The organism is Desulfamplus magnetovallimortis (genome assembly GCF_900170035.1).
Taxonomy (GTDB): domain Bacteria; phylum Desulfobacterota; class Desulfobacteria; order Desulfobacterales; family Desulfobacteraceae; genus Desulfamplus; species Desulfamplus magnetovallimortis.
Map to the genome: position 1 here is coordinate 16655 of NZ_LT828565.1, position 18045 is coordinate 34699.

The window sequence follows — 18045 nt, forward strand, 5'->3', positions numbered from 1 at the left end:
CTGTTGTTTACCATCTTTTTTCAAATTTTTTCCTCAGCATAACTGCAAGGGCATTCATCAGTACAAGAAATGTAAGAAGTACCATAATAGCTGCCGAGGTTCTTTCAAGAAATCCACGCTCAGGGCTGTCTGCCCAGAGAAATATCTGTACCGGAAGCACCGTTGAAGGATCGGTAATTCCCCCGGGGATATCAACTATAAAAGCCACCATGCCGATCATCAAAAGAGGGGCTGTTTCACCCAATGCCTGTGCCATACCTATGATGGTACCTGTCAACATGCCGGGCATTGCAAGAGGTAAAACGTGGTGGATAACTGTCTGCATCTTTGAGGCTCCTACTCCCAAAGCTGCTTCTCGAATAGAAGGCGGAACTGATTTAAGGGCTGCACGGCTTGCAATGATGATTGTAGGAAGAGTCATCAAGGTCAAAACAAGACCTCCAACAAGAGGGGCTGAACGGGGCATGCCAAAAAAATTTAAAAAAACCGCAAGACCCAGAAGGCCAAAAACAATTGACGGAACCGCTGCAAGGTTGTTGATATTAACCTCAATAATATCTGTCCACCTGTTTTTTGGAGCAAATTCTTCAAGGTAGAGTGCCGATGCAACACCTATGGGAAATGAGAGAAACAGGGTTATAATCATAGTAAAAAAAGAGCCACATGTAGCTCCCCAGATACCAGCAAGTTCAGGTTCCCTTGAGTCTCCAGCCGTAAAGAATGCCAGATTGAATTTTTTTTCGACTCGTCCTTCTTTTTCAAGGCTTTCAATCCATTCAATCTGTCTGTTATTCAGCCTCCTTTCAGATTCAGGCACATCCCGCTTCATGTATCCTTTGATCAGCATATCAGTGTCATCATCTGCAGGAACCCAGACATCCATTGTCTGACCAACAAAATCAGGGTTTTCTATAAGAATGTTTCTAATTTTAAAGGCTGCACCTGAACTTACCAGAGAATACAAACTTTTCTTCTCCCTTCTGGACTTAACTTCAGGAAACATTTTCAAAAGAGAATTTTTTATCACCCCCTGGTAGTTGGCTCTTTTAAGGTCTTCTCCTCCAAGGATATCAGAATCAAAAGAGACAGAAAGAAGTATGTGAGTCTGAAACAGAGCACCATACCCATTGGATGCAATACTTATAAAAAGAACCCCAAGAAACATAAGACTGGCACATATTGCCGCAATACCATAGAACTTGAATCGCCGCTCTGCATTATATCTTTTTGAAAGCCCTTTCTGGACAATATCGGTATTTGAATGTCTGTCTATGGATGAAGTCAAATTGTCACTCATAACTATTTTTTCCTTGTTTTCATAACCTTCCGATATAACTTTTCATATAACGTACATGGCGGATACTCGCCACAACCTAAGAGTTGAAAGTCTTTATAAAAACAGCCACTTACTGAGATTTTCATATAAACCCCCATGTTTGCTGATGCACCACAACGAAACATGAAAGTCGTTGTATATCAACATGTTATGGAGACTTTCTATAAACCATCATGATCATTAATTTTATTCATATTGTTCACGATATTTTCTTACAACAACAAGGGCAATGATATTGAGGATAAGTGTTACGATAAAAAGCATCAAACCCAGAGCAAATGCAGCAAGTGTTTTAGGGCTATCAAACTCCTGGTCTCCCACAAGAAGCGTCACAATTTGCACAGTCACAGTGGTAACTGTATTGAGCGGATTTACAGTCAGATTGGCTGCCATTCCTGCGGCCATTACAACTATCATGGTTTCCCCTATTGCCCTTGAAACTGCCAGAAGGACTCCTCCCACAATACCCGGAAGTGCTGCCGGAATAATCACCTGGCGGATGGTCTCTGATTTTGTTGAGCCAAGACCATAAGCGCCTTCCCTCAATGACATAGGGACAGCATTAATAACATCATCGGAAAGAGAGGATATAAAAGGGATAATCATGATACCCATTACAAGTCCTGCGGCAAGGGCGCTTTCGGATGATACATCAAGTCCAAAAACTCCTCCGGTATCACGAATCATAGGGGCAACGATAAGAGCTGCAAAGAATCCATAAACAACTGTCGGAATTCCTGCAAGAATCTCCAGCAGGGGCTTTACAACATTTCTGAACTCTCTTCCCGCATACTCGGAAAGATAAATGGCGGACATAAGTCCGATGGGCACAGCCACACACATTGCAATGGCAGAAATAAGAATGGTTCCCATGAACACCGGAACAGATCCAAATGCCCCTGATGAACCAACCTGATCTGCCCTGATGGCCATCTGGGGACTCCAATCAAGTCCTGTTACAAACTCTGTTAAGGGGATAACCTTGAAAAACCGAATGGCTTCGTAAAGAACAGAAAGAACAATTCCAATGGTTGTGAAAATAGCGATGGTTGAACATGCAATCAGGATGAACTGAATAACGCGCTCCACATGGTTTCTTGCTCTTAAATCCGGTGAGATAATACGCTGAACCAGCATCATTCCTGCTATTGCAATAACTATAACAATAACAGAAAGTGATGCGTGACTTACTGTGCTCAATGATTGATAATGATCTGCCGCAGCCTTCATACCAGGATCAATTTTACCGGATACGATATTGCCGCTTACAAGGTTTTTGATATCATTAACAACAAGATTGAGCCTGTCTGGAGGAAGCTCCCTTATTGGATCGGGCAAATTTGAGATAACGAGGTTGGTGATAATACTGGACTCAAAAAAGAGCCAGAAAAAAAATACAATCAGGGCAGGAATTGCACACCAAAGTGCAGTCAGAGAACCATAATAGGTAGGGCGTGAATGAAGATGCTGCACTCCTCCATTTTTATTCCCCACAGCATATGATTTTTGCCTACCAAGGTAAAACCCCATGGCTGAAAGCATTAAAAGAGTAAAAAGCAGTATGGTCGGGTTCATATTTTCCATCCTTCCTGAAGGAAAAATTAAGCATTAACCAAAGATCAACTCCATTACCGTCAAAATATCCATATCATTTTCATGATCTGGGGTGACCGAAATCCGGCCATTGAGGCTTAATTGAAGCGATCCCCTTTCAAGACAGAAAACATATTACCCTTGTTTTGTTAGAATTTTATTAGGATTTCTTTATGGTTTTGTAAGCACTGTTTTTTTTATCTAATAATTTATACTACCCATTGCAGGTGGTCACCAAAATCGAAAAAATGTCCATGAATAAAGACCATGAAGCACGCATAAAGGCAGTGCTGGATCAATGTCTCTTTCAAGTATCTTTAATAAAAAGTAAATAGATCATAAAAAATGAAAAATTTGTTTCCTTTGAAATTGATAGAATGAACCTAAATCGCTAATCTCTTATGAGATCCAGCTAAGTTTTTTATTGACAGCTACACAGGAATATAATAGAAAGACATAGTTTTTGGCCCCATCGTCTAGCGGTTAGGACGCTGGCCTCTCACGCCGGAAGCAGGGGTTCGATTCCCCTTGGGGTCACCAATTATTTCAATTGGTTACAGTGAGAAAAAATTTTAAGGATGCCTCAGGAAGTATATAAGAAGTAGATACTTTCCTGGGGCATTTTTGTTTTTAAAGACAGACTCAATCATCAGCAGTAAGAAATTGATCAAGTTTTCCCATGGCTGCTTCCCCCTGTTCTTTATCAAGATGACTATACCTGAGAAACATCTCATTGGTTTTATGCCCGGTCAATTTCATTATGACGGTCTGACTCACACCTGCTTTAAGCATGTTGGTATTAAATGAGTGCCTGAGATCATGTATTCGATAATCAGGTACACCAGCCTTTTTACATGCCTTTTTGAAGAGACGCTGAATATACCATTTGGGAACCTGACTGCCGTCTGGTTTGGTAAACACATAGTTATTTCCATTCCGATGCCCATTCATAGCCGCAGTAATGACGTTCTTTAACTCAGGTATCGAATTAAAATAAATACGCCGATGCTCTTCAGTTTTTGTGTCTTCCGGTGTCAGGTCAATGAACCCTTCGGCAATATTGACTCTATCGCAGGTCAAATCAATGAGTTCACCGCGTCGCATTCCAGTCATATACGCTGCCGTAACAAAAGCCTGTAGGTACAGAGGAAGAAACGGTAGAATGGCTCTGAAATCACTTTCAGGAATATATTTACCTTTTGCTTCTTCCTTAAAAACACCACGTCGAGCAAATGGGTTTGATTTGACTATCCCTGCATCCATACCCAGATAATATATCCGTCTTGCCAGGGACACCATTTTATTTATGGTGGTACCTGAATATGGCCTGCCTGTACTGCTGGAAATAGTTTTTGTCATCTTGATACGGAAGTTGTCCACCATAAGCGGAGTAATCTGAGCAGCCTTATGGTTTTCAAATTCTTTTACAAGATTGACAACCCTTACTCTGTCATCCGCTGCTGATGCTTTTATTTTCATCACTTCCTGATCAAGTCCCCAGTTTACCAACTCCTCAAATGACATATCAGTATTGGGTTGAACCCCAAACTGTTCTACTTCCTGAAACTTGTCAGATTTAGTCCTGAAGAATTGTTCAGCCTTTTTCTTACTGAATGATACTTTTTCAGTTCTGTATTTAATTTTCCCAGTTTTAGGGTCTCGTTCATGGGGATATTGTGCAAACCATGGCCCTTCCTTCTTTGGTTTACCTTTTTTATCCAAGACAGCATTACCATTTTTGTCTTTTTTAATATATCTTTGAAATACACCCATTATTTTTGCTCCTTATATATTAAAGGAACAAGAGCAAGAAATTATCATACCTCCATATATAGATGGTAGTGTCTCTCAACTCCTGTTGTCAACAATCAATCTTTGGTAGCTTATCCAAATATTTATCGACGTCTTTTATGTCCCACAGGACTTTTGAAAAGATCTTTTTTGCAGGAATTGGAAACTCACCGGAATAAAATTTGTTTTTTATGGTTTGAGGTCTTAAGCCTATATACCTTCCGAGTTCTTCAAAATTGAACATCCTCTGTGCATTGGTAGGAAACCTATTGCTTGTTTTTTTGCCTGCCATCTTATCACACTCCATAGAATTGTAGTTTTTGACTTCCAACATGTTAGTCTTCTACAATGCTATGTGTGAAAAAGCATGGCACATTGACGGAACACTGTTCTAATATGCTTTTTTTATTATTTATTTTCTATTGATCAGCCAAAATCCATTTTGGCCTATTTTGATCTTGAAATTCTGGTGTATGCCATATATATTCTGATGCTTCTAAAAAGTCACAAGATTTAGGATGCCTATAATATGCACCTAACCTTCCTATATAAATATTTTTTTCCCACTCAAGATAATCCTCTAAATCTATTCCTTCTTTTTTGATTACACTGATAGCTGTTATGACTCTTTTTATAAGCATTGAACGAGATTTTTCAGCATCATGGTCAATTTGAATTTCTTCTTTACCAGTCTTTTTTTCATAAAGCATATTTTTGTAATATTTTAATAATTTTTTTTGATGATCCAATTTCTCCTTACAAGTTAAGTTATCTTCCATAGTTAAGTTATCTGAAAAAAGCGATTCTTCAAGTACACTTATTTTTTTTTCGATTAGTTTTATTCGTCTTTCGATTTTTTTAATTGTTATGTTTTTTAATTTACCATTTTTTGATATATAATAACTAACTCCGTATACTAAATTATCACTATATGCTTTATCATATTTTTTGTTTGGTAATTTATCAGGATGATGTTGACCAGAAGTAGTAAGTTCAGCAACATGTAATAACCGGTTAGGATTATTTAATAAATAACGAATCTGTTCAAAGCCTAACTCATCATCTATCTCTTTAGTTTTTCCTTGAAAACCAATAATCCATTTTTTGTCATCTTCTTTTTTTTTATAAAAACAGATTATTACTTCATCATTTTTATCATTAAGTGACAATGATGTTTTTGCTGTATTATCATTTTCTAAAGAAGAATAAGCTGATCGAAGTGTAATACTCAAACAGCCTAAAGTTATTAAAGATGATCTCTCTAATACGCCTTTATTTACTTTGTATGCTTTTTCGATTGAAGCTTCAATTTCCTCGTAAATTTCAGAAATACCGCCAGGCCAATCATAATTCATTAAAGCATCCATAGCATCTGGAGCAAACGTAATTGAATTAATCTCTTTTTTCCGACAAATGTTATTCATGATTAAATTAGCAAGCTCTTTTATTCTATTTGGCTGTTGATTTAAAGGCAGGATCTTTTCAGGAATAGAAAAATTAAATTCAAAAGGGCTAAAAAAATCATTTGGAATATCTATTTCTTCTAAATCTGTAGATAAAATTAATCGGGCATCAAATTGTTTTGTCTCTGTTGAATTGATAGGTAGATAAGATTTGTCAGTTTTATAAGTAAGTGCTATTAACTCTTTTAGGGATTCTGCTGGTAACAAGTTGATGTCATGTAAATATAAAGTCCCCTTTCCAGCCAGTTCTATTAACCCTGGATGAAATTTTGATTTATTATTTTGTTTTGAATACTCTACATACCCAAAAATATCTTGTTTAGCACGTTCAGGATCTTCATCAATATTGCCGATGATAAATGGAAATTCATTCAGGATACCAACTTGATGCAATATCTCCGCATAATCCTTTTTCCCAGAACCTTTTTTACCATATAATAACTTATGTCTATCTTCATAACGATCGAATCTATGTTTGTCAAATAAGGCTCTCTCATAACCTTCTTGATCTCCAGTTAGTAGCTTATGCAATATTTCATCATCCATAATTTTACCAATATAGCTTTTGATTATTGTCAATCAATATTACCCAATCTCATTCCTAAGTATCCCATTAACTTCCTTGTCATGGATGCCGAGATACCGCATGGTCACAGAGGGACTGGAGTGATTAAATCGTTTGGCAAGCACTTCAAATCCTACTCCAAACTGTGTCCTCTGAATATATCCAAAGGTTTTCCTCAAAGTGTGGGCTCCGTAATTTTCTTTCAGTCCGATTTCCGCAGCCCATTTTTTCACCATATTATTTACACTTTGGATAGTCAATGCACCTTTCCCCTTCCTGCTGGAAAACAGGTAATCCTCATCATCAGGGGCGTAATCTTCAAGATATTTCTGGAGTGCCTTGAAAACTGTCTTGTTGATCGCCAGCACATTTTTCTTTTTTGTCTTACCCTCAACCATAGTAAGGGTATCTCCGGCAGACAATCCTTTCACCTGTCCCACCTTCAACTGTAGCAAATCTCCAACACGCAGTCCATTGTTGATTCCCATTAAAAACAAAAGCTGGTCTCTGGGTTTATCATTCAACCGTCTGACAATCTTTTTAATATCCTTCTCCCGCCTTATGGGTTCCACTGTAATTCTGGAGCCCTTTTTGGGGTGATTCGGATTCTTGATCTCTTCATTCATAAAAACCACCATATATATTAATTTTTTCTATAAATATTTATAATAGTTAAGATTAAAAATCAATTATTTTTTTGGGCAGTGTATCTATTTGAGTTTAACTGTTTGATATTGTTTTAGAAATGCTCAATAGATGAATCCTAACTTTTACACAGAAGTTAAGATTGATTTAAAACATAAAATGGTAGTTGACCCTGATAAAAAATTTGCTATCCTCAATCAAAACCAATAGAATATAGACGACGTACACCTGCTGATTATTGATAAGGCTTCATAAAAGTATGTGGGGGACAACCATGCTTAAAAGATACATTACAGAGCTTAAAGATATTTTAATTAAACTTAATCCATATAAAGCAATTCTATTCGGTTCTTCTGTATCTGGAGATTTTACAGATGAGAGTGACCTTGACCTGATTGTGATTCTGGAAAAAAATGATATGCCCAGGAATTTTGATGAAAGAACTCACAATTATTCATGGGTAAAAGAATTTCTTAAGCCTTTAAACAATAAGGTTCCCATGGATATTATAGTTTATACAAAACCTGAGTGGAGTAACTTTATGAAGGCAGACAACTCGTTTACAAGAGAGGTGCTGGAAAAGGGGGTAGTGCTGATATGAGACACTCTGTTCTGTCGTGGCTTCAGGCTTGTGAGGAAGATTTAGCTGCGACAAAGGTTTTAATGCAAAGTAAACTGGCAACAGGTGCTGCATGTTTCCATGCCCAGCAATGCGTGGAAAAGAGTTTTAAGGCCGTTCTTGAAGAGCATACTAAAAAAGTTCCAAAAATTCATGATTTAAGCAAACTTTTATATGAGGTTGAAAAATATATAACTGTTGAAGTAGATACCTTGATTATTGACAAACTTAACATGCTATATATTGAATCACGATATCCAGGTGCATTCGGTTATTTACCAGAAGGAAAACCAGGTATTGAAGATGTTGAACAATTCTATGATTTTGCGAAATACATTTACAAAACGATCAAGGCATATTTAGAGCAATAAAAAAAGTTATATCTAACGGCAAGGTGTCCACCAGCATGGGCAAACACCTTATCCGTTGATAAGTTTTGTAAATTATTTGTTTTATTTATGATATTTCTTTTGTTTGTATATCTTTTGTTAATTCAAGATTTCATCCAGAAACCTTGACCTTTTCATGTTTTTTCCACTGTAAACTATGGGATGAGACAGATAGAGCCTTTCCATGGCTCTACTCATACCCACAAACGCAACTCTGCGTTCTTCCTCTATCTCCCCTTGCTTATGGGGGAGCATTCCTTCCATAAGTCCTATCAGGAACACCACAGGGTATTCCAGCCCCTTGGACTTATGAATGGTCATCAGTGATACTCCCTCTTTATTATTGCTGATCTCTTCCCTGAATGTTTCGGTGTAGTTGATTAAATCCGAAATATTTTTATACTTCCCTGCAACCATTGTAAGCTGGTTTATGTTATCCATTTTTGAGTTGTCAATGCTTGGCACATCGTCATCTGAAATGAACTTGTCATACTCAAGACCTTCCCTCAATAGATAGAGCATCTCCGCAGGTTCCAACTGGTCTTTATCCTTGATCAACTGTCCCATGAATCCCACAAACTTTCTCACAATCTTCTTGAGATATGGAAGGTTTATGGGCATACGTTTCAGAGCTTCATAAAGTGAAACATTGTTTTTTTCACAGTATTCATCAAGCTCATTTATCAGGGTTTTCCCAATATATCTGTTAGGAATATTGAGAACCCTTCCAAGTGCTTCATCACCTTCATGGGAATCTGGGTCATCAATGAATTTAAGATAATCCAGAAGCACCTTTACTTCAAACCTCTGGTAGAAGCTCTGGGCATTCTCTATGTGGTAGGGAATGTCATGTTGCTTAAAGCTGTCCTCGATTGGTCTGCTGAGTGAATTTGCACGGTAGAGTACCGCAATATCCTTGAACTCATAACTATGACCATGTTTTTGTGTAAGTGCCTTCACTTCATTGACAATTTGCACTGCCTCATCATCTTCATTGGCTGCTTCAATTATCACTGGTTTGTCTCCCGATTTATTATTTGTCTGTAGTTTTTTATCAATTTTTTTGACATTATTATCAATTAATTTCTGACACGCATCAAGTATCTCCGGTGTTGATCTGTAATTGACATCAAGTATAAATCGTTGACAATCAGGGAATATCTTGTCAAAGTTTAAAATATTACTAATATTACCACCAGTAAAGCTGTAGATACTTTGAGAATCGTCCCCACACACCCAGAACGAAGTTCTTTTGCCGTTATATATTAATAACTTAACCACCTCTGCCTGTAATGGAAAAGTATCCTGGAACTCATCCACAAGGATGTGACTAAAGGTGCGATGATACTTTTCCCTAACCTCATCATCACTGGATAACAGATTATATGTTTCCAGTAGAAGATCATTGAAATCCTTTAACAGCTTCTTCTTTTTGGACTTTTCATAATAATCGTATATGGCACCTATGGCAGACATGGTTTCATTATCTGCATGGACAGCCTTGAACTCCTCAATACTTACCATGTTGGATTTAGATAAATTTATCTCACTTAATACCAATCCTGTTGGTATATGCCGTATTTTTAGATTTTTCATTATCTGTCTAAGAAACTTTATCTGTTCTGTTCCTGAAAGTATTTCAAAGGTATAACCTTCCTGTTTCAGCAATGAGTAAGCGAAGCTGTGGGTAGTCATAAGCTTTACCCTTAAAGCCTCTTCATTGAGTATTGGAATCAGTTTTTCCTGCATCGACCTTGCAGCATTTCTGGTAAAGGTTAGTCCCAAAATTGATTCTGGGGATACATTATGTTTCTTTATCAGAAGTGAAATCCTGGTTGCCATGGTGAGCGTTTTTCCTGCTCCAGGAATACTGATAGTACATGCGATACCATACAGAAATTCAGCAGATGCTCTCTGCCTTGGGTTTAACTTGATCTGTTGCATTGATATCATCACCTCTCTTTCAATTTAGTAGATATTCCCTGCATTGGTTTGCAAATTCACAGTAGTTGCATTTCCATGTTCCCTGGGCATTGGGCAGAAACACTTCCTTCTGGATTCCGTTCCATGTTTCTTTAATGATCTTGATTGTACGCTTTTCATCTTCTTCACTGCGGTGTGTGTAAATTTGCTTGAACTGTGGAGTCTTGGTTTTCATAAGACAATCCAGCTTTAAGACTATATCATTATTTGCATAACCGTTCTTCTTTGCAGCCAGGTAATAAACCGATAATTGAAAGTTTTGATCAATTTCATTTATGGTTACTGATGAAGACATTGTTTTATAATCGCTTATGATAATGGTATTTTGTTCATCTCTTTCAACCAAGTCCATAATTCCAATAATTGGTATGTCAATATCGTCAATATTAAATCTAAATGGTTCTTCAACGGCAAGAATCTCGTACTCGTCTTTTGGCACCTGGGATATAAAAGTCTTGATCATCTCTTTACCCTGTTGAAGTAGTACATCAAAGTTCTTCCCCCTTGAGTATCTGATATCAGGTGTTTTGTTTACATTTGCAGTCCAGTAGTGTTCAAACAACTCCATGAGTTCCTGTGCTGACAGGGTATTGCCCATGAGCTTTTCTTCATTATAGTCTGAAAGCACCTGGTGTATTGTACTTCCGAAGATAAGGTTATCTGATGTAAACTCCCTTGTTACTTTTTCAACTCTGGAAAACTTGTACTGCAATCCACAACCGTTGTAGCTCTGGATACTGCTGGCTGAAAGATGCGGCATTGACCTTAACGTTGAAATATTCATTGTTAAATATCCTCTAATATTCAATAGTTTATCTTGGTCATAGAGAGTAGAAACAGCTATCCTGCTGATTTATCTCTACTCTCTGGTTTCAAATTTTAGTTATTGATTTTTTATTTCAGAATGGAGTGATCAAGCTGCCTGTTGGAGCTGCTTGATAAATGCCGATGCTTCATTGGAAGAAAGTTTCTCAAGGGGAAGTCTGAAAGCATCTTGAACCATTTTGTCAAGTTCCTCATCAGGTATGCCTTTCCTCTTGCCAAGGTTTGTAATTGCCTTTATCTGGGCTGTACTTGCCTGGGGAGATGTGTTGCTGATACCTGTTTGTCTGATCGGTTTTTCTGTTGCTTCTTCCTTCTTGGAATCTGGTTTCTGAGTTTTCTGATCTTTCTTCGGAGTCGCTTTTGGTTCCTTTGGAGTTTCATTTATATTATTTTCCTTTCTGTTGTTTACATTAACAGGTTTTCCTTTGGATTGCCTTTTAGGTGGTGTAGAGCCATTGTTTCCACCAATGACCTGATCTAAATCCCCTAACTCTTCCAATGCAGTCATCCCGATATTAGTCATGTCTCTTAATGCACGAGCTTTAGCTCTTGTTGCAGCCATACGCAATATATGTTCTGCTATCATACGATTAACGTTTTTAGGAGATGCGTCACCTATTTCAGTGAACACCTGCTCATTTTTTGATGTGACTATAGCCATACAGATTGCTTCCATACCGTTTTCCTTGGTAGGATATTGTATTGGCTCAATCTTGATGCTCTTGATTCCAATCTGATGCCCAAGGTCGAGAAGCCCGCTATATAATACGAAATCTTTACCTTTAATATTTGATATGAATTGTTCCTTTAGTTTTGGACATGATTTCCCGTTTTCATCGTTCTCAGCCATTTAAACCTCCCTTGCTCCCTTAAAAGGGTACATCTTCATCTGGTGATTGAGGAACATAATTATTATTTTCTGAATTGTTATCCTCAAAGCCTCTGCCGTCTGTTTTGATGAATTCGATGATATTTGCAATCACCTTAAAAGTAGATTTTTTGTTTCCATAATCGTCTTCCCATTTATCCTGGTCAAGCATTCCTGATACAGCTACTTTTGCACCTTTATGAAGGTATCTTTCAGCCAAGTCTGCTGTTTTCTTAAAGCATGTTATTTTTACCCAGTTTGTCTTGTCCTTTGTGCTTTTAAAAGCCAGCGAGAAGCTTGCGATATGCATGCCTTCATTTGTGTAGAATATTTCCGGGTCTGCACCGAGATTTCCTGTAAGTATTATTTGATTCATAATTATTCCTTTAACTGATATAAATACATTTTGTAATATTGTGAATTTCAAGTATCTTTTTTGCCAGATACTCGTCTCTTGTTGCTATATCAATAATCCCAAAAGCGATTATTGCCTTCATTTCCTCGTATTTCTCCAACGGGATTTTAATAGATGAAAGGTTTTTCTCAATTATTTTTACAGTTGTTATTGGGTCTTTTAGACACTTGCTGAATCTTTCAATCCTGCTTGCAAGTGCATATGTTGTTTTTCTTATGTCATCGTGAATCCTTTGGTCTGGAATCCTGTTAAATGCTTCAAGGCATTCCAGCAGCAATGATTCATACTCAGAACTATTTTTGTATTCTAATTTATACATTATGTATCTGATACCCCCTGTGCTATATTGCCATTTCTTCCTCAAACAGTTCTGTTTCTAAAGGTAGAGGATCAATTTTAAGTTTCCTTCTGGGCATATCCTGTATGGAATCCTCAAGACTATCTTTCAGGTTTTCCATGTCACTGCGGATACTGTCCCTTAAATTTTGTGAATATTTAAGACTATAGGGATTTGTATTATTGATGATCTGCCTTGCTTCCTCTGCAAGCAGGGTCAGCTCCTGATCTTCAAAGAGGTTCCTTGTTCCAAGATCATCAAGGAAATCATTAATTTTATTGAACATGTTGTTCGATATAACCCTGGGTCTTTCTCCATTGCTGTCTAATCTCTCCACAAGGTGAGTTACCACCTGTGAAAACTCTTCCTTTAAAGCTGCAACCGCAGTCTCTCTGGTCTCTTCAATCATTTCCTGAAAACGCTGTTTTTCACGTTCATATATGGCAGGTGAAAGAATGGTTGTTTTTCTTGGGAGATCAACTGTCATGTAGCGCCACTGGAACTTGAACTTTGATCTGATATCCACTGGATAATCTGTTTCATCGAAAAGCTCTTTTAGAACCTCCCTTGCGTCTTCCATGCTTCTTTCATAGATTGCTTCAAAATCAGCATAAGAGTCCCAGAACCTTGCTTCAAAGTACTGTAACCGTTCGTCAATTACACTTAATGATTCTTTGGGCACCAAGTAAATACCCCCAACGGGGAATGGCAATGAATATTTCTTGATAGTGTTCCTTGCCTGCTGGGTTGCAGTGTTAATTGGCCCCAGAAGGGTTGGGTCAATTAGATATTTCTTCCCACGGAGCCACTCGGCATCCTCACCGATCTTATCAATTAGAACTGAATGATTTATGGCTTTGCTGGTTCTCCATACAGATGTTGAAAGCTGTACAAGACATGCTTTCCTGAAAAGTTCCTTATAATCCATTTTTATTCTCCATTTGTTATTTATCATCATGACCCAACCAGTTGATGATTGAGTCATGGAGGTTTAACTTATGCGGTTAATGTGATTATCCGCAAAGGGGAAGATGCCGTCTTACAAGCTCCCTGTTTCTCATGTAAAACGCTGGCACTAACTCCCTTTCTACTTCACTGCCCAAAAGGTCTTTCACAAATTGAGAGGATTCAAGGCATTCACTTCCTGTAAATCCCTTTGTCTCAACATGCACCTCTCCGTCTGAACAAATATCAATGATGATTTGTTTCAATTTGATTCTCCAGATTGTAATTATGGTTTTTGATTTTTGGATAATTGGAAGGGAAATATTGCAGGTGTTATGACATGCAGAGGGAAAGTCTGATCTTGTTGTTTCTCATCTGTTTTTCAATCATACGATAACCCTTTTGCTTTGCTGATCTTTTTACAGATTCAACAGCATAAGCTTGTTTCAGTATTCCTGCATCTTTTCCAATGTACTTTTGCAGACCACCACCTATCCAGCTATCCCAAAGCAGGATATATTTGTTGTTCTTTTTAACAACGCCGATCTCAAAGGTGGCAGCAGGTACATGGATAGCATGGGTACAGTGTCCCAGTTGCTCTTCTGTGATTCCTTCCGGTAATGGTTCCTGTGAAATCCATTTCCCATACCAGATATAACGTTTCTGGTTCTCCATGAAATGGAACCCAAGCCTTTCACATGCCTGCTTAAGTGCTTCCAGGTCTTTTATTTCAAGCTCTATTTTAGAAATATGCGACATCTCTTTTCCTCACTATGATGCAGCAGGAACAACATGGATTTTCCTCTGTTCCTGTGGTTCAATATCAGCTGTATTAGCAAGCCTTGCACGGTTATGTGCCCATTTTTGAAGATTAGAAATCTCATCTTTCATGGTTCTTGAAAGTGGGACTATTGCTTCAAGGGCTGAATCTACACCGTCATACAAACTATCCTTAGCCAATTGTTCAATTTCAGCTCCAGAAAAACCATTCAGTTTCGGTGCTAATGTTGTTGAAATGTTTGAGTTGTATTTTTGATTCATGATTTTTATGATCTCAACTCGTTCCAATGTGGAAGGTAAATCCACAAAGAATGTTGCATCGAATCTTCCAGCTCTCAGAAATTCAGGTGGTAATTTTGTAATGTCATTTGCTGTAGCCATAACTATGCAATTTCCTTTACTTTCCTGTAACCATGTCAAGAAGTATCCGAACATGTTTGCAGTTGAACCTCCGTCTGTTTCACCTGAACTTTTTGTTCCAGAAAACGCTTTTTCAACCTCATCGACCCAGACAACTACTTCTCCAAATGCTTCAATTACCTGTGTTGCTTCTCTCATTTTTCTTTCTGATTCACCTACAAGAGATCCTTTGAGTGAGCCTATATCAAGTTTTATAAGAGGCCACCCAAGGATAGATGCTGTTGCTTTACAACTTAGGCTTTTGCCTGTACCTGCGATTCCTGCCAAAAGTATTCCTCTAAGGGGTGGAAGGTGCTCATTACCTGATTCATACGCAGTTGCTCTTTTTGCAATGAACTGTTTCAGGTTATTGAGTCCTCCAACCTCTCGTATGTCAGCAGGTTCCCAGAACTCCATTAATCCAGACTTTCTAATCATTTGAGATTTTTGTTCTGAGATTATTCTTGTGGAACAATAGCCTTTCTTTATCAGTGATAAAGCATAGGCTGTTTCTGCTTCAAATTCAGTGAGCCCTTTTGCAATACGGGCTGCTTTTCGATTTGGCTTAATGTTTAAACTGCTGCATAGATCTTTTTGTAGCTCAAACAGTGCTTCTGTATCTGGTAAAGGAAGTTCAATTACAGTGTTAAATTTGTCTAATTCTGGAAGTATTGGAATGATTGGGGATATCATTACAAGGGACGAACCAGAAGATTTCCAGCGAAGGGTTCCTGACTGTATAGCCTGTATAATGTCAGGAATCCGTGCCTCCAGAAACAGGTGCAGGTTATGAGCTATCAAAACTGAATCCTGCTGCATGTTAAGCCATTCAATAGCCTGAACAGGGTCACGTATACCTTCTATAATTTTATACGTTCCTGCTTTACGGATACCTTGATTGCAGTCCCAGCTGTAAAATGTCCAGCCTTCACAGATAACGATATTTTCTGCTCTGTTTGGTTCCTGTGTAAGTAAGGTAAGCATGGGATAGCCTGCTTTAAGATAATCTTTTATCATTTACTGAATCCTCCATTTTGACATAAGGTGTATACTCAGGGGGCATCTGCCGCAGACCCAGTATTCTTTACCTTGTCCGTTTAATTGAGTTGTGATAATCCATTCTCCAATACGACTGCAAAACTGGCATTTTGTTTTTTCGATCTCCAATGGTTCTGTATCAAACATGATAAAAGGTGGTACATGGACTACATTCTCTAAAATTTCTGTTTCCATAGTTCTTTCTCCAATTTTGTTGATTTTGTTAAAATTGAGAGAACCAAATAACCCACCAGCATAAAGACGAATCTTTATTTTGATAGGTTGATATGGTTCCAGGGAGAGTGTGATACCTATCTATACATACTAAAATGATGTGTAGATAAATTCAGAATATTGATAGAACGCATCTCTCACTTTTCATTAGACAATACTCTCAATGAGGATATTGAATAATGATCGGTGATTGAGTTATTTTATCTCTATTCTTTAGTGATAATATCTATATGAAAATGATGAAAAGAACATGGGTGGTGGGGATGATGGACTGGGAGATGGATTGAAATTTGCCCCCGGGGACAAAATTGATGATGGTAGAGATGGCTGGAAGAGGATTGGTTGGAGATGATGGGAAGAACTATAACTGCGCAGTAAGAGTTGATTGATTTTAGGACGGATGGAGATGGGGAGGATGGTTCAATATTCTCCCCAAGGGAGAAAATTGGAGGTATGTGAGGAGATGGGATTGAACTGTGGAAGGCGCTGTCGCTGACTGAGAAGGATATGGGTGGGGATCAATTACCCAAGTGAGTAGTGCTGATAGGAATTGATCTCAGGCTATTCTGAGTATAAATCACAGTCTTTTATGGTTTAGGTGTTCCCCAATGAAAATTTTTATGGTTATTATAATTGCATATTTAATTATGACTGTTAACTGCAATGGTTTACAGAAAATTTCAGATTATTCATTTTCCGTAGAAATAGATACAATATTTTGATGCTCAGAAGCTGTTTTAAAACCCATGCATTGTTGGTATGATATGAATTTTACCTGAAATAAGGAACAAATTCCATGAGCGTAGAATACAAAAAAAAATATCCGACAGATGTAACAGATTCTGAATGGGAAATAGTGCTCCAATTTATACCCAAGCCCAAAAGTGGAAAGGGCAAATCGGGACGACCGGCTTCAGACTTGAGAAATGTTTTTAATGGAATAAGATATGTAAATAAAACAGGTTGTCAGTGGAGAATGCTTCCGAATGATTTCGGCCCATGGAGTACCATTTATGGCTATTACAACAAATGGTCAAAATTAAAAATATGGAAGACATTGATGGATGAATTACGTAAAATGGTAAGAAAGCGGCAGGGACGAAAGCCGGATCCATCAGCCGGAAGTGTTGACAGTCAAAGCGTTAAAAGCAGTATACAAGGGGAAAGTATCGGGATTGATGGTGGAAAATTAGTGAAAGGACGCAAGCGACATATCTTAGTTGATACACTTGGGCTTATACTTTCGGTAATTGTAACTCCAGCAAATGAGGGAGATCGAAATGGTTTGAAAAACTTACTGACAGATTATTTTTCTAATGGAATAAGTAGGTTGAGGAAGATATGGGTTGATGGAGGTTATTCTGGATCAGCTTTAAAAGAGTGGGTTCGGAAGCTTAAAAAAACACATCAGATCGATCTGGAAGTATCTGAAAAAGAAGGAAAAGGGTTCAACGTTGTAAAAAAACGTTGGGTTGTGGAACGAACATTCGCATGGATTTATAATTTTCGACGAAATTCGAAAGATTATGAAAGAAAAACAGACAACAGCGAAGCTATGATCCAGATCTCAATGATTAGTATTTTGCTCAATAGATTGTCCTAATAGGGGTTTTAAAACAGCTTCTCAAGTATGAAAGAACGAGCGCCATGTCAGTTTACTTCGAAAATAATCTGAAGTGTTTAATTGCTTTGAAAGTAAGAATACATGTGTCAAGGAAGAAGATAGTGATGATGCAGTAGACTGAATCTTCGGCCAGCTATATAGTCAACGAATTCATGTCGCAACGCACGCTGGTTGGTGTGGGGGCTGGGGGCATACG

Annotated in this window: 19 protein-coding genes and 1 tRNA gene; 4 read left to right on the plus strand and 16 right to left on the minus strand. The window is 37.9% G+C overall.

Translation table 11 applies throughout. From position 1 onward, the window contains the following. Positions 1–7: 7 nt before the first annotated feature. Positions 8–1297, minus strand: coding sequence for a phosphate ABC transporter permease PstA (gene pstA, locus MTBBW1_RS25330; RefSeq protein ID WP_080809249.1), 1290 nt, complete (start codon positions 1295–1297; stop codon positions 8–10). Between the two features lie 225 nt (positions 1298–1522). Then, positions 1523–2911, minus strand: coding sequence for a phosphate ABC transporter permease subunit PstC (pstC, locus tag MTBBW1_RS25335; RefSeq protein ID WP_080809250.1), 1389 nt, complete (start codon positions 2909–2911; stop codon positions 1523–1525). 483 nt (positions 2912–3394) lie between these two features. Here pstC and MTBBW1_RS25340 point away from each other — a divergent pair. After that, a tRNA-Glu gene (locus tag MTBBW1_RS25340) sits at positions 3395–3469 on the plus strand. 102 nt (positions 3470–3571) lie between these two features. On the opposite strand, the gene MTBBW1_RS25345 is transcribed toward MTBBW1_RS25340, so the two are convergent. From MTBBW1_RS25345 to MTBBW1_RS25360, 4 genes are all read right to left on the minus strand, one after another. Continuing rightward, on the minus strand, positions 3572–4702 hold the full coding sequence (locus MTBBW1_RS25345) for a tyrosine-type recombinase/integrase (RefSeq protein ID WP_080809253.1): 1131 nt from the start codon (positions 4700–4702) through the stop codon (positions 3572–3574). Positions 4703–4790: 88 nt separating this feature from the next. After that, positions 4791–5012, minus strand: coding sequence for a hypothetical protein (locus MTBBW1_RS25350; RefSeq protein WP_080809256.1), 222 nt, complete (start codon positions 5010–5012; stop codon positions 4791–4793). Positions 5013–5139: 127 nt separating this feature from the next. Continuing rightward, positions 5140–6729, minus strand: coding sequence for a sigma 54-interacting transcriptional regulator (locus MTBBW1_RS25355; RefSeq protein ID WP_139786904.1), 1590 nt, complete (start codon positions 6727–6729; stop codon positions 5140–5142). A gap of 39 nt (positions 6730–6768) precedes the next feature. Continuing rightward, a complete protein-coding gene (locus MTBBW1_RS25360) occupies positions 6769–7374 on the minus strand; it encodes a site-specific integrase (protein WP_080809260.1) in 606 nt (201 codons plus the stop codon). Positions 7375–7667: 293 nt separating this feature from the next. On the opposite strand from MTBBW1_RS25360, the gene MTBBW1_RS25365 reads away from it, so the two are divergent. Both MTBBW1_RS25365 and MTBBW1_RS25370 read left to right on the plus strand, forming a co-directional pair. Beyond that, positions 7668–7994, plus strand: a complete 327-nt coding sequence (locus MTBBW1_RS25365; RefSeq protein ID WP_186441707.1) for a nucleotidyltransferase domain-containing protein — start codon at positions 7668–7670, stop codon at positions 7992–7994. Next, positions 7991–8383: a HEPN domain-containing protein gene (locus tag MTBBW1_RS25370; RefSeq protein ID WP_080809269.1), complete on the plus strand. Its 393-nt coding sequence runs from the start codon at positions 7991–7993 to the stop codon at positions 8381–8383. Before MTBBW1_RS25365 ends, MTBBW1_RS25370 begins: the two co-directional genes overlap by 4 nt. Before the next feature lie 117 nt (positions 8384–8500). On the opposite strand, the gene MTBBW1_RS25375 is transcribed toward MTBBW1_RS25370, so the two are convergent. The 10 genes from MTBBW1_RS25375 to MTBBW1_RS25420 all read right to left on the minus strand — a co-directional run bounded on the left by MTBBW1_RS25375 (position 8501) and on the right by MTBBW1_RS25420 (position 16186). After that, entirely contained in the window at positions 8501–10345 is a 1845-nt protein-coding gene (locus tag MTBBW1_RS25375; RefSeq protein WP_080809333.1) for an ATP-dependent helicase, read from the minus strand. 19 nt (positions 10346–10364) lie between these two features. Beyond that, entirely contained in the window at positions 10365–11168 is an 804-nt protein-coding gene (locus MTBBW1_RS25380) for a RecB family exonuclease (protein ID WP_080809271.1), read from the minus strand. Between the two features lie 129 nt (positions 11169–11297). Continuing rightward, the gene (locus MTBBW1_RS25385) at positions 11298–12059 is read right to left on the minus strand and encodes a hypothetical protein (protein WP_080809274.1); all 762 of its coding nucleotides are present in this window, start codon (positions 12057–12059) and stop codon (positions 11298–11300) included. Between the two features lie 19 nt (positions 12060–12078). After that, entirely contained in the window at positions 12079–12453 is a 375-nt protein-coding gene (locus MTBBW1_RS25390; protein WP_080809277.1) for a single-stranded DNA-binding protein, read from the minus strand. Positions 12454–12463: 10 nt separating this feature from the next. Continuing rightward, positions 12464–12811: a hypothetical protein gene (locus MTBBW1_RS25395; RefSeq protein WP_080809280.1), complete on the minus strand. Its 348-nt coding sequence runs from the start codon at positions 12809–12811 to the stop codon at positions 12464–12466. Positions 12812–12833: 22 nt separating this feature from the next. Next, positions 12834–13757: a DUF3150 domain-containing protein gene (locus MTBBW1_RS25400; protein ID WP_186441708.1), complete on the minus strand. Its 924-nt coding sequence runs from the start codon at positions 13755–13757 to the stop codon at positions 12834–12836. A gap of 85 nt (positions 13758–13842) precedes the next feature. Further along, a complete protein-coding gene (locus MTBBW1_RS25405; protein WP_080809286.1) occupies positions 13843–14040 on the minus strand; it encodes a DUF2997 domain-containing protein in 198 nt (65 codons plus the stop codon). Between the two features lie 67 nt (positions 14041–14107). Next, complete coding sequence (locus MTBBW1_RS25410; RefSeq protein WP_080809290.1) at positions 14108–14533, minus strand: DUF1257 domain-containing protein; 426 nt, start codon at positions 14531–14533, stop codon at positions 14108–14110. Positions 14534–14545: 12 nt separating this feature from the next. Continuing rightward, a complete protein-coding gene (locus tag MTBBW1_RS25415) occupies positions 14546–15970 on the minus strand; it encodes an AAA family ATPase (protein WP_080809293.1) in 1425 nt (474 codons plus the stop codon). Continuing rightward, entirely contained in the window at positions 15971–16186 is a 216-nt protein-coding gene (locus tag MTBBW1_RS25420) for a hypothetical protein (protein WP_080809296.1), read from the minus strand. A gap of 835 nt (positions 16187–17021) precedes the next feature. On the opposite strand from MTBBW1_RS25420, the gene MTBBW1_RS25425 reads away from it, so the two are divergent. Further along, complete coding sequence (locus tag MTBBW1_RS25425; RefSeq protein ID WP_080809299.1) at positions 17022–17828, plus strand: IS5 family transposase; 807 nt, start codon at positions 17022–17024, stop codon at positions 17826–17828. The last annotated feature ends 217 nt before the right edge of the window (positions 17829–18045 follow it).